The organism is Soehngenia sp., assembly GCF_055108775.1.
The window spans coordinates 21,969-34,750 of record NZ_JBSQIL010000004.1 but is presented as its reverse complement, the minus strand read 5'-3'; the positions used below and the strand labels follow the sequence as shown (position 1 = coordinate 34,750).

Genomic DNA, 12,782 nt, shown 5'->3' with positions numbered 1-12,782 from the left:
GAGGTAAAAAATGGAAATTAATAGAGTTGGTTTATCTAATATTAAGCCTACAAATTTAAAAAATACTACTGAAAACGGATCCAATTTCAAAGAAATAATGAATGAACAAATTCAAAAATTAAACGATAAACAAGTAGAAGCAGACAATTATATCAAAGATTTGATTAGTGGGAAAGATGTTGATTTACATCAAGTCATGATAGCTACTGAAGAAGCTAGGCTTTCGCTTGAATTGGCTGTACAAATAAGAAATAAAATCATAGAAGCATATAAAGAATTAAACAACATGCAATTATAAATTAAGGGGAAGCTTAGATGGATGCCGTAAGATCAACCGTTAACAATGTCAGAAGTGGCTGGGAAAAGACTGATAAAAAAAAGAGAACGAGAATGATAGCTACAATTTTAATTGTAGCAACATTTGTATTGATATTTACCTATTTTGTAAATAGAGTTACATATCAAGTTCTTTTTACAAATCTAGAGCTTAACGATGCAGGGGCAATAGTAAGTGACCTTGAGTCAAAAAAAATCAAATATAAAGTTGCTGACGGTGGAACAACTATTCTAATCGACGAAGGCTATGTAGATACCTATAGAATGCAACTAGCTATGAATGGGATGCTACCTGAGAACTCCATTGGGTTTGAAATATTCGACAGTACCAGCATGATGATGACAGAAGAAGATAGAAAAATAATGTACCAAAGAGCTTTAACTGGAGAACTTCAAAGAAGTATCATGTCATTAGATGCTATAAGCAATGCCAAAGTACATTTGGTTTTACCACAAAAGACGATTTTTGATTCTGAAGAAAAATTAGGGTCAGCTTCTATTGTGATAGATGTAAAGCCTACTAAGAAAGTTACGGAAGATATGATTAGAGGAATAGCTGCTTTGGTATCTGGTGCAGTGGATAATATTCCTTTAGAAAATATACAGATTATAGATTCTTCAGGGAGATTACTTAGCTCATTTTTATCAGATGGAGGAGATAACTTAGGGACATCAACCTTAATAAGCAAACAACAAGAAATAAGAAGACAATTTGAGAAAGAACTAGAAAGCAAATTAAACAATCTCTTGGGAAGTGCATTTGGATTTGATAAAGTAAGGGTTTCAGTTTTTGCGGATTTAGATTTTGATTCCACTGAAAGCACTATAATAGAATATAGAGACCCAGTTGTGAGAAGCGAGCAAGTAGATGCAAGTGGAAACAATATTGACATACAAGATGTTACTGGTGGAAATATCAATGATAACATAAGCAATGTGGTACAAGGTGTAGAAGGGGAAAATTCAACCTACTCAAGAATAGTAAATAACGAACTGACAACTGAAACAACATCAATAATTAGAGCTCCTGGGAAAATAAACAATATCAGCACCTCCATAATTTATGATGGGCAATTAAGTCAGGCGAATATTGCGAATATTCAAAATATAGTTGCGACTGCTATCGGATTTAATGCTGAACGCGGTGATTTAATCAACGTAGTAGGAATTGAATTCAATAAAGACTTAAGCGAAGATATCCCGATATCAGGGACAGAAGAAAATGGGTTTATTCAAAATAATTTGCCACTTGTAATAGGGATAGGAGTAGGAGCTTTAGTATTGATTGGAGGGTTAATATTTATTTTGATTTCTAGAAGAAATAGAAAAGATGATAAGGAATTTCAAGAAACTCTTGCAAAAGGAATTGGAGTTGATGAGAATCTTCAAGCAATGCAAGAAAATGAATCAAGTGGAAAGATTTCAGTCCAACCTGATAGCAAAGCACAGATGGCTAAAGAATATGCCAAAGATAATCCTGAATTAGCAGCAGAACTTATTAAGGCATGGTTAAGGGAGTAGATTAGTAATGAAAAATCCTAGGAAGGGAACAACAAAGGCAGCTATATTTCTAATATCTTTAGGACCTGAGATATCTGCCCAAGTATTAAAACTTTTGCCAGATAATATGATACAACAAGTTACTTATGAGATAGCAAATATAGATTATGTGGAGCCTGGTGAAAAAGATAAAGTAATAGATGAATTTATAGATATGGCTTCGGCTAGACAGTTTGTTTTAGATGGTGGTATTGATTATGCAAAAAATCTTCTTACTAAAGCATTAGGTGTTCAAAGAGCTAAAGAGGTAATAGATGTTTTATATCAATACAAACAAATCGAGAAACCTTTCTCTATAGCTAGAAAGGCAGACCCTCAACAACTAACAAACCTTTTAATAAACGAGCACCCACAGACGACTGCCTTAATTTTATGTTACATGCAGCCTGACAAGGCAGCTACAGTTTTATCGCAGTTTCCAGTTGAATTGCAGGCTGATATAGCTCAAAGAGTAGCAACAATAAATAGAACATCTCCACAGGTAATTAAAAGGATAGAAAAAGTTATGGAAGAAAAATTCTCAGGACTTATCGATAGTGAGCAAGAAACAATAGGCGGAGTAAAAACCTTAGTTGAAATATTAAACTCTGTAGATAGAAACACAGAAAAGAATATAATATCAACTTTAGAAATAGAACAACCAGAATTAGCAGAAGCTGTAAAATCAAGCTTGTTTGTATTTGAGGACATAGTAAACTTAGATAAAAATTCAATTCAACGCATCTTAAGAGAAGTAAGCAACGAAGATCTAGCATTGGCATTAAAAGGTGCGTCTGAAAAGGTAACAAGTGTAGTCTTTGCTAATATATCACAAAGAGCAGCTGAAATGCTAAAAGAAGACATTCAGTTCATGGGACCAGTTAGATTATCAACAGTTGAAGAAGCTCAAAGGAAGATAGTAAATATAATTAGGAGATTGGAAGAGGCAGGCGAAGTCGTCATTGCAAGAGGGGATCAAGATGGAATCATCGTATAGAGTGATAAAAAGAAACGAAATAAAATTAGATGATGATGCAATTGAAGTTAAAGAAGTTATTTTAAGAAAGAATGAGATAGAAGAAGTTATTGAAACAAATTTTGAAATCGATGAAGAAAATGAAGAGTTTGAAGAAGCATTATCTATCAAACAGAAAATATTAAGAGAAGCTGAAGAAGAAAGAAATTCAATTTTACAAAAAACTTTTGAAGAAATAGAAGACATAAAGAGAAAGGCAATTGAAGAAGGATATAAAAAAGGTTATGATAAGGGATATTCTGTTGGGAAAGATGAAGCATATAAAGAAGCTCAAGATATTAAGCTAAATGCAATTAATCTTTTAAAAAATGCTCAAAAAGAGAGAGAAGAGTATTTTATAAATTTTAAAGAAGAGATTATTAAGCTCTCAGCTACAATAGCAGAAAAACTTGCAAATATATCAATAGATACCTCTGATGAAAATATTTTGAATATAATATATCCCATATTAGAGGAGATGGAGAATGAATCAAATATTATTATTACAGTAAATCCTTCTAAATATGAATTTGTTAAAAAACATTTACCAAAACTAAGAGAAGAATATAAAAACCTATATTTTACAATTTTGAAAGATTCAGATATTGAAAATAATGGCTTTATCATTGAATCTGGCAATAGAATAATAGATGCTCAATTTAGAACTCAGATAACATCGATTATTAACGAACTTATCAATTCAGGGGATTAATTATGAATTTAGATTTTGAAAACATGACAAAAATAGTAAAAAACAAACAACATTATCAAGTAATGGGAAAAGTTACTGAGGTAATAGGGTTAATAATAAAAGCTGAAGGAATAGAAGCCTTTATTGGTGAAGTTTGTGAGATAATAATCCGCTCAACTAAAGTTATTGTTTTAGCTGAGGTAGTAGGATTTAAGGATGATTGTGTCTTATTGATGCCACTAGATGGGATAGGAGGAATTGGTCCCGGATGTTTAGTAAAACCAACTGGAAAAAGGTTAAATATTAAAATCAGTGATGACTTATTAGGGCATACTATTGATGGATTAGGCAGACCTCTTGATAGGAAGTTAAACATAAATGGTGAATTTTATAGTGTTGATAGAGAACCTCCAAATCCCTTTGATAGAAGAAGGATATCTACTATAATGAGTACTGGAGTAAAAGCTATAGATGGAATACTTACGGTTGGAGAAGGTCAAAGAGTTGGAATTTTTTCAGGCAGTGGAGTTGGTAAAAGTACTCTATTAGGTATGATTGCAAGGTACTGTGAAGCAGATGTAAATGTTATTGGACTCATCGGTGAAAGAGGTAGAGAAGTTCTTGAATTCATACAAAAAGATTTAGGGACTGAAGGCTACAAAAAAAGTGTAGTTGTCTGTGCAACCTCTGATCAGCCACCTTTAGTTAGATTAAAAGGAGCATTTGTAGCGACTGCGGTTGCAGAATACTTTAGGGATCAAGGTAAAAAAGTAATGCTTATGATGGATTCTGTAACAAGATTTGCTATGGCTCAAAGAGAGATTGGGCTTGCGACAGGAGAACCACCATCTACAAAAGGATATACACCATCAGTTTTTGCATTGTTACCTAAACTTTTAGAAAGAAGTGGAATGAGCAAGGAAGGGTCAATAACAGCTTTTTATACTGTACTTGTCGAAGGTGATGATATGAATGATCCTATAGCTGATGCAGTTAGAGGAATATTAGATGGGCATATCATTTTATCAAGAGAAATCGCAGCTAAAAATCACTTTCCATCTATTGACATACAAAATAGCATTAGCAGGGTTATGAAGGAAATTGTTACAGAGGATCACTATTTATTAGCTGGGGAGTTAAAAGAAAATGTTGCAGTTTACAATGACTCTGAGGATTTAATAAATATTGGAGCATATGTGAGTGGAAGCAATCCTAGAATTGATAGAGCAATAGCTTTAAATTCTAAAATAAAAAATTTTTTAAGACAAAATATAACAGAGAGTTACACCTTTGAAGAAACTCTTGAATTGTTGAAAGAAAGCTTAAAAATCTAATTGTTAGAGGGGCTAAAAATGGAGAATTATATTTTTTCTATGGAAAAAGTACTAGATTATAGAGAGGATATCGAAATAAAGAAAGCAGAAGAATTTGCAAAAATAAAATTTGAAATATCTAAAATTGAAGAGGAAATAAATAAATTGACAATGGAATTGAGCCATTTAAAAGAAAAAATTGGCTCAATAAATAAAGTCAGTGAACTTATGCAAACACAACTATATATTCAACTACTAGAAGAAAATATAGATATGAAAAAATTGTTGCTTTTAGAGAAGAATAGATCACTAGAAGAAAAGAGAATAGAGCTAACAAAAGCTCAAACCGACAGGAAAGTTATGGAAAAATTAAAAGAAAAAGATTATAGAGAATTTAAATATAAGAAAAACATTAAAGAACAAAAAGAACTAGACGATATTTCTATAATGAAATTTAAAAGAGCTAAAAATTAATTTTTTAGATAAATTGAATATAAGGGGGTGAAATTATGGACGTTGGGAAAGTAGTTATCAGCAATACAATAAATAAGAAGGCTTCTAATTTCGAATCATCAAATGATTTAACTGATGAATTTAAGTCTGTATTAAAAGATTTTATTTCATTAGAGACTCAATCTAAAAACACAATAGATGGCAAAGCATTAAAATCTGAAGAAAATAAAAAATCTCAAATCAACAATGAATTAGACATGACTAAACTATTGGCTATGTTAAATTTGCTAAATATTTTAGAAACAAATAATAATTCAATAAATTTAAATTTAGACATAAGCGACAATAGAATATATGATCTTATCAAAGATTATAATATCAGCTTTATCAACAATCAGGATATGATAGAGATTTTAAATCGTATTTCCGAGGATATAGACTTTGAACAATTTGATAATTTATCAAATAAAGAAGACTTAAAAGATTCAAATTTAGCTATGATTCTGGGCAAAGATATAAAAATGGATTTGAATTATTTATCTAAGGATTCTGATACAATAAATTTTGTAGAAATTAAAACTCATTCAAACAATTCAGATGAATTGCTTTATAATGGGAATTCAAAACAACTAAACATTGAATTTAAAGACGAACTAAATTCTCTTTTGAATTCAGAAAATATTAAAACTAATCCGAGTAATGAAAAACAAGAAAAGCTATATACAAAGACACAAAACGAGATTAATATTACAAATTTAACAATTAAAGAGAATAATGATTTTGAGATTAAAGCCGAATCAAAGAATTTTGAAACAATAAAGACAATGCTGGTACAAACACAAAAGCCTAAAATTGAGGGGGAAACCCAATCAATTAGTATAAAACTAAAACCAGATAGTTTAGGAGAACTAAAAATAGACTTAAAACTTGAGAATGGAGAATTAAAGGCTTTTTTGGTAGTACAAAATGATTCAGCGAAAAATTTAATACTAAACCGACTTGAGGAATTATCTGCAAGTTTACTAAAACATGAGATCACAATCACTAAATTTGATGTAAAAGTTGACAGCAGTATGATGAATTTTGATTTATCAAAAGACCAATCAAATTTAGGACATGAATCAAACAGTAGAAACAATAAAGATAAACATTTTTGGAACAAAAATATCCAAAAGGAAATAACCCCTTTAGATTATTCTTCGAGCTTAAATTTAAGTAAAGCTGGAATCAGCATTTTAGCTTAGGAGGTGAAAAAATGGAAATCAGAGGAATTAACAATTTTACTGCCAACGAAAATTCTATAAATAATAAATCTTTATCCATCGATGATTTTTTAAAGATAATGGCTGCGGAAATGAAAAGTCAAAACATATTTGGAGGAGAAAGTGGAGGGGGTAGTAAAACTGATTATTTAGGACAAATGGCGCAATTTACAATGTTAGAGCAATTAAATCAAATTCATGATGCTATATATCAAGCTAACATGTTAAATCAAGTAGGGCTAGTTGGAAAAGAGGTTAAAATTTATGGTGAAGAAGGGGACATAGTAGGAGTAGTAGAAAAAGTTAAATTTGCAAACTATAATGTGTATCTGCAAATTGATAATAAAGACTATCCAATAGGATTGCTTATTGAAGTTTCAGGGGAAGTGTAGATATGGATATAAGAATTCAAAACAATTATCAAATAAGGAATGAATCAGAGAAACAAAAAAATAATGATATAAGGAATTCTCAATTCAAAGATATTCTCAACGAAACGATAGCATCAAAAAAAGAGGTCAATATATCTAACCATGCTCTTCAGAGAATGAACGAAAGAGGAATTAAGCTAAACATTAAAGATATAGAAAATATCAACCAAGCGATGGACAAACTTGAAGAAAAAGGAGCAAAAGAGAGCTTAATTCTATACAAAGATTTAGCTTTTATTGCTAGCATAACTAATAGGACTATAATCACATCAATGAATAATTCAGAAATATCTATTATTACAAATATTGACAGTACAATGGTTGTAAAATAATGGCTGGACCTTATGGGAGCCATAAATTCGCTGACTGACTGAAGCGAATATTAAAGGGAGGAATATATAAATGTTAAGGTCGTTATATTCAGGTGTAAACGGAATGAAGGGTTTTCAAACCAAAATGGATGTTATAGCAAATAATATTGCTAATGTGAATACTACAGCATTTAAATCTAGCAGAGTAAGATTTCAAGACATGTTAAGTCAAACTATGTCAAATGCTCAAAGTCCATCTGCAAATGGTCTAGGGGGTATAAATGGCAAACAAGTTGGATTAGGTGTCAAGGTTGGAGCAATAGATATGATGATGACAGATGGAGCTTTACAGCCTACAAATAGAGGATTAGATTTTGCGATTGAAGGAGAAGGATTTTTTGTAGTTTCACCAGATAGCACTGGGAATACAAAGTATTATACTAGAGATGGTGCATTTTTTACAGATTATGAAGGAAATTTAGTAAATTCAAATGGAGAAAGAGTATTAGGATATACACCAACTGGACTGTCAAAGAATCAACAAAACTATAGTCATAGTGGAAATGATGCCCTAGATGGAGTAAATGATTTAGGAAAGTTAAAACCAATGGTAATACCAGAAAAACTTATTGTAAATGGAAATACAGTAGTAGACTTAGAGAGCTTTTCAATAGATGGATCAGGAAATATTAACGGAGTATATAGTAATGGTAATTCTTATATATTAGGTAAAATTGGGGTAGTAGGTTTTAAAAACCCTGAAGGATTAGAAAAAATTGGGAATAACAACTATGTCGCATCAAATAACTCTGGTTTACCTGAGGCAGGGACTGCAGGAGAAAAAGGTCTTGGTGTTATAAGACAAGGATTTCTTGAAATGTCAAATGTAGATTTAGCTAATGAATTTACTGAAATGATAATTGCAAGCAGAGCATATCAAGCTAATTCAAGAAGCATAACAACTTCAGATGAAATGCTTCAAGAATTAATAAATTTAAAGAGATAATATAATTGGCATCTTAAGCTTCTAGCTTAAGATGCCAAATTGGAGGATAATATGATAAAATTAACTGCTATTAATGGAAATCCATATTATTTAAACTGTGACTTGATTTATAAAATCGAAGCTGCATCTGATACTATTGTTACCCTGGTCGATGGGAAAATTTTAAGAGTTAATGAAACTCCAGAACAGATAGTAGATGAAATAATAGAATATAAACAAAAGATATTTTCTAAATATTCGGAGGTTAAAAATGAAGAAGAACTTAGTTCCCTCGATAGCTCTATTTGCGGGAATAACTCTGATCCTGATATCGATTAATTCTAGTGGAGAATTAAAAAATTTTATAAACGTTCCATCGATGATAATAACAATAGTAGGTTCTTTCTGTGCCTTGCTTATTAGTTTCCCATTTAAAACATTAAAGAACATACCAAGCATGCTCAAATTATTACTTGTATCCCCAGGAGATGATAGATTAGGATATGTTGAGTTATTTGCTGAATTATCTAGAAAGGCTAGAAAAGATGGACTATTAGCCCTTGAAGATGAGCTTACTAAAATTGAAAATCAGTTCCTAGTAGCTGGACTTCAACTCGTAATAGATGGTGTGGACCCAGATAGCATAAGAGATATTTTAGAATTGAAAGCAGAAACAATAGAGAGAAGGCATTCAAGTGGCCAAGCTGTTTTTATTAAATGGGGCGAATTAGCTCCAGCGTTTGGTATGATAGGTACACTAATAGGACTTATAACAATGTTGGCTAAACTAGATGACCCTACTGCAATTGGAGCTGGAATGGCAACTGCGTTAGTAACCACATTTTATGGATCGCTAATGGCTAATCTAGTTTTTATACCAATAGCTTCAAATTTAAAGGAGCAAACGGATGAGGAACTTTTTACAGCTCAAATGATAATAGAAGGCATACTTGAAATTCAAGCAGGAACCAATCCTAGACTTCTTGAGGAAAGACTTGTATTATACTTAACTCCTAAAGAACAGAAGAACGGTAAAAACAAAGAAAACTCAAATGAGGTAGTAAGGAATGGCTAGAAAAAGTTTAAAAAGAAAAGAAAACTCATCAGGAGCAGCTCCATGGCTTACAACTTTTTCTGACTTAATGTCACTTCTATTGACTTTTTTTGTTTTACTATATTCTATGTCTAATATTGATGCAGAAAAATTTAGGAATATTGCATATTCATTACAAGCAGCTTTAGCAGGACAAGGGCAGGATTATGTGTTTGATAACAGCAATTCTGATAGTGATTTATTACCCCCAAATTCTGAAGAGGAAGAAAATATAAAGGAAGATATATTAGATGATCAATCGATGCTAAATGAGCGTATATCTCCAAATATAATAAACATGTATACTAAAGTAGTAGATTATTTAAAAGAAAATAACTTAGATGCGGAAGTTTCTGTAAAAATGCAAGCAGATGGAGTTTATGTAGAAATAAAAGATGCAATACTTTTTGAATTTGGGAGTGCACAACTTAAAGAGTCTGGTATAAAAATCCTAGATGAATTAGAAGGATTGCTAAAAGATTTTGACAACAAGATTGTAGTCGAAGGACATACGGATAATGTACCAACTAATAACTATATCTACCCTACAAACTGGGAGTTATCAACAGCAAGAGCTGTTTCAGTTCTGAGATATTTAGTTGAAGAAAAGGGAATAGATCCAACAAGATTATCAGCAAGAGGATATGGCGAATATTCCCCAATTGCACCAAATGACACACCTGAGAATAGAGCCAAAAATAGAAGAGTAAATCTATTAATTGTATTTGAGGAGTAGATAAAATGACAGAAACTACAAAAGAACCAAAAAAGAAAAAATCTAAATTAAAGTTGATCATTATTATAGTTGTAATTTTAGCTGTATTATTTTTAGCAGGATTTATTTATCTAAGAGTAGCAAACACAACTGTTGGAGAAATAATAGAATCATTTCAAAAAGAAGAACAACTTACTATGAATCTTGATGAATTTGTTGTGAATTTAAAGTCACCAGCAAATACTAGAAATTATTTAAAGGTTAAAATCAGCATAATGTATACTGATAGTTCAAAAACAGAAATGCTTATGAACAGTACCAGCAAGATTAGAGATATTATTCTAGATAATTTAAGAGAAAAAGAATATGAAGATGTTACCACAAATGAAGGTATTGCAAAATTAAAAAAAGAGATAGTAGATGAATTAAACAACTCATTTGGAGAGACAATCATAAAAGAAGTTTATATTACTGATATTATTGTTCAATAGAAACGGAGTCAAATATGGATATAGAAATGTTTTTCTCATTTGTTAAGATGGTGTTTGTTTTAATACTTGTAATATTAATTGCTAATGTTAGTTTGAAGTTTTTAAACACAAAAATCAATTCGCAAAGCCGGATGATTAGAATAGTAGAAAAAGTAAATGTTGATGCCCATTCATCAATAGGTATTGTTGAGATTATGAGTAATTATTATCTTATGAGTTTTACTGAAAAGGAGAATAATATATTAAAGGAACTGAGCAAGGATCAAGTAGAAGAATATTTAGCTAAATTTGAGAATGAAGTTTCTTATAAGAAAAAAATAGATTTTAGCAAGTTGACAAAGAGGTATAAAGGTGAATAAGAAAGCAAAATATTTATTGTTTAGTTTATTTATTTTATTAACAATTCCAGATTTAACTTATGCAACAGGATTGGATAACATTGTAATAGGGAATGACCCAACAGCTACAGTTGATTCTGTTAGATTATTAATTTTTATGACTGTATTGACTTTGATACCCTCAATATTGATAATGACTACTGCATTTACAAGAATTATAGTCACTTTATCTTTTTTGAGAAGTGGGTTAGGTTCTCAACAAACACCTCCAAATCAGATTCTAATCGGGTTAGCCTTGTTTTTAACAATATTCATAATGCAACCTACTATTCAGACAATAAAAACTGAAAGTTTTGATCCATTTACTAACAATGAGATAACTCAAGAAGAAGCTATTGAAAGAGCTGAGATTCCTATGAAGGAATTTATGTTAAAACAAACTCGCGAAAAAGATATAGCTTTATTTTTAAGGGTTTCAAATAATGAAAATGTAAACGATCCTTTGGATTTGCCGATAAGTGTTGTCATACCAGCATTTGCAATTAGTGAATTAAGAACTGCATTTAGCATTGGATTTATTATATATATACCTTTTTTAGTTATCGACATGGTAGTAGCTAGCATACTCATGTCCATGGGAATGTTCATGTTGCCACCTGTTTTGATTTCGCTGCCTTTTAAACTTTTGTTATTTGTTTTAGTAGACGGCTGGTATTTAATAGTTGAATCTTTAGTGGAAAGTTTCATATAATGGGGGATTTTAATGACTCAAGCATTGGTTTTAGATGTATTAAGAAATGCTTTTTTAACTATAATAGTTGTAGCACTTCCGGTATTATTAACTTCTATGGTAGTCGGCCTTGTAATTAGCGTATTGCAAGCAACGACGCAAATACAAGAACAAACATTAAGTTTTGTTCCTAAACTAATTGCAGTTATGTTGGCTATTGTTATATTTGGAAACTTCATGCTAAATAGAGTTATTGAGTTAACAAATAGTTTATTCAATTTAATTCAGAATATAGTCTAGGGGTAAATATGGTTATAGACTTACAGAAAGCAATTTTAATTTTAATAAGGATAACTTCATTTATTGTAGTAAGCCCAGCTTTTTCATTAAAAGGGCTTCCTAACACTGTAAAGGTAGCTTTATCAGCAGCTCTTAGCGTATTTACATATTCAACTATAACCGATTTTATGCCAGTAGATAATATGTTCGTATTTTTCACTTATTCAGTTAAAGAAGTTCTTATAGGATTAGCTATGGGATATGTAACAAATTTGGTTTTCACTGCTTGTGAAATGGCTGGACAGTTAATAGATTTTCAAGCTGGATTTACTATGGCTACAGTATATGATCCGATTACTGGCAACAATGTATCAAACTATGGTAAAGCTTATTACTGGATAGCAATAGCAGCATTATTTTTATTAGATATGCATCATTTTATGATAAATGGAATTGTCCAATCATTCAACATGATCCCCTTAGGAACTTATATTTTTGATGGATTAGAAATTCGAGCCATTATAAAAATATTTGGAGCTGTTTTTGAAACAGCATTAAATTTTGCAGCACCTATGATAATTGTTTTGTTAGTATCTGACGCAGTATTAGGAATAATATCAAGAACTGTTCCTCAAATCAACGTGTTTATGTTAGGGATGCCTTTAAAATCACTACTTAGTTTTGTGGTGTTTTTAGTTTCGATCTCTTTTGTATTAGGAAGAAGTGGTGAGATCATAAATCAAATACCCTCCTATTTTAATGGGTTTATGAATATGATAGGAAGATAATAGGTGAATAGA

At 31.0% G+C, this 12,782-nt stretch carries 18 protein-coding genes; all 18 read left to right on the top strand.

Annotated features, from left to right (window positions below; all coding sequences use genetic code 11):
• The first annotated feature begins 10 nt into the window (after positions 1 to 10).
• The 18 genes from fliE to fliR all read left to right on the top strand — a co-directional run bounded on the left by fliE (position 11) and on the right by fliR (position 12,770).
• Positions 11 to 298 (top strand): flagellar hook-basal body complex protein FliE, encoded by a 288-nt coding sequence (fliE, locus tag ACTB1H_RS01290; protein ID WP_463261025.1) that lies wholly within the window; start codon positions 11 to 13, stop codon positions 296 to 298.
• A 17-nt stretch (positions 299 to 315) separates the two neighbouring features.
• Entirely contained in the window at positions 316 to 1,857 is a 1,542-nt protein-coding gene (gene fliF / locus ACTB1H_RS01285; RefSeq protein ID WP_463261024.1) for a flagellar basal-body MS-ring/collar protein FliF, read from the top strand.
• A gap of 7 nt (positions 1,858 to 1,864) precedes the next feature.
• Positions 1,865 to 2,872 carry a flagellar motor switch protein FliG gene (fliG, locus tag ACTB1H_RS01280; protein ID WP_463261023.1) on the top strand — a complete coding sequence of 336 codons (1,008 nt, stop codon included), beginning with the start codon at positions 1,865 to 1,867 and terminating at the stop codon, positions 2,870 to 2,872.
• A complete protein-coding gene (locus ACTB1H_RS01275; protein ID WP_463261022.1) occupies positions 2,856 to 3,602 on the top strand; it encodes a FliH/SctL family protein in 747 nt (248 codons plus the stop codon). The genes fliG and ACTB1H_RS01275 overlap by 17 nt, the downstream gene beginning before the upstream one ends.
• Before the next feature lie 2 nt (positions 3,603 to 3,604).
• The gene (gene fliI / locus ACTB1H_RS01270) at positions 3,605 to 4,915 is read left to right on the top strand and encodes a flagellar protein export ATPase FliI (protein ID WP_463261021.1); all 1,311 of its coding nucleotides are present in this window, start codon (positions 3,605 to 3,607) and stop codon (positions 4,913 to 4,915) included.
• Positions 4,916 to 4,933: 18 nt separating this feature from the next.
• A complete protein-coding gene (gene fliJ / locus ACTB1H_RS01265; RefSeq protein WP_463261020.1) occupies positions 4,934 to 5,368 on the top strand; it encodes a flagellar export protein FliJ in 435 nt (144 codons plus the stop codon).
• Positions 5,369 to 5,403: 35 nt separating this feature from the next.
• The gene (locus ACTB1H_RS01260) at positions 5,404 to 6,591 is read left to right on the top strand and encodes a flagellar hook-length control protein FliK (protein ID WP_463261019.1); all 1,188 of its coding nucleotides are present in this window, start codon (positions 5,404 to 5,406) and stop codon (positions 6,589 to 6,591) included.
• An 11-nt stretch (positions 6,592 to 6,602) separates the two neighbouring features.
• A complete protein-coding gene (locus ACTB1H_RS01255; protein WP_463261018.1) occupies positions 6,603 to 7,001 on the top strand; it encodes a flagellar hook capping FlgD N-terminal domain-containing protein in 399 nt (132 codons plus the stop codon).
• 2 nt (positions 7,002 to 7,003) lie between these two features.
• Positions 7,004 to 7,372, top strand: coding sequence for a TIGR02530 family flagellar biosynthesis protein (locus ACTB1H_RS01250; RefSeq protein WP_463261017.1), 369 nt, complete (start codon positions 7,004 to 7,006; stop codon positions 7,370 to 7,372).
• Between the two features lie 70 nt (positions 7,373 to 7,442).
• Entirely contained in the window at positions 7,443 to 8,357 is a 915-nt protein-coding gene (locus tag ACTB1H_RS01245; protein WP_463261016.1) for a flagellar hook-basal body complex protein, read from the top strand.
• A gap of 51 nt (positions 8,358 to 8,408) precedes the next feature.
• The gene (locus ACTB1H_RS01240) at positions 8,409 to 8,675 is read left to right on the top strand and encodes a flagellar FlbD family protein (RefSeq protein WP_463261015.1); all 267 of its coding nucleotides are present in this window, start codon (positions 8,409 to 8,411) and stop codon (positions 8,673 to 8,675) included.
• Positions 8,608 to 9,411 carry a motility protein A gene (locus ACTB1H_RS01235; RefSeq protein WP_463261014.1) on the top strand — a complete coding sequence of 268 codons (804 nt, stop codon included), beginning with the start codon at positions 8,608 to 8,610 and terminating at the stop codon, positions 9,409 to 9,411. The genes ACTB1H_RS01240 and ACTB1H_RS01235 overlap by 68 nt, the downstream gene beginning before the upstream one ends.
• Complete coding sequence (locus ACTB1H_RS01230) at positions 9,404 to 10,165, top strand: OmpA family protein (protein ID WP_463261013.1); 762 nt, start codon at positions 9,404 to 9,406, stop codon at positions 10,163 to 10,165. Before ACTB1H_RS01235 ends, ACTB1H_RS01230 begins: the two co-directional genes overlap by 8 nt.
• Positions 10,166 to 10,170: 5 nt before the next feature.
• Positions 10,171 to 10,635, top strand: coding sequence for a flagellar basal body-associated FliL family protein (locus ACTB1H_RS01225; protein WP_463261012.1), 465 nt, complete (start codon positions 10,171 to 10,173; stop codon positions 10,633 to 10,635).
• A 14-nt stretch (positions 10,636 to 10,649) separates the two neighbouring features.
• Entirely contained in the window at positions 10,650 to 10,994 is a 345-nt protein-coding gene (locus ACTB1H_RS01220) for a flagellar biosynthetic protein FliO (RefSeq protein WP_463261011.1), read from the top strand.
• Positions 10,987 to 11,724 (top strand): flagellar type III secretion system pore protein FliP, encoded by a 738-nt coding sequence (gene fliP / locus ACTB1H_RS01215; protein WP_463261010.1) that lies wholly within the window; start codon positions 10,987 to 10,989, stop codon positions 11,722 to 11,724. The genes ACTB1H_RS01220 and fliP overlap by 8 nt, the downstream gene beginning before the upstream one ends.
• A 12-nt stretch (positions 11,725 to 11,736) precedes the next feature.
• Complete coding sequence (fliQ, locus tag ACTB1H_RS01210; protein ID WP_463261009.1) at positions 11,737 to 12,003, top strand: flagellar biosynthesis protein FliQ; 267 nt, start codon at positions 11,737 to 11,739, stop codon at positions 12,001 to 12,003.
• Between the two features lie 8 nt (positions 12,004 to 12,011).
• Positions 12,012 to 12,770, top strand: a complete 759-nt coding sequence (gene fliR, locus ACTB1H_RS01205; protein ID WP_463261008.1) for a flagellar biosynthetic protein FliR — start codon at positions 12,012 to 12,014, stop codon at positions 12,768 to 12,770.
• Positions 12,771 to 12,782 lie beyond the last annotated feature (12 nt).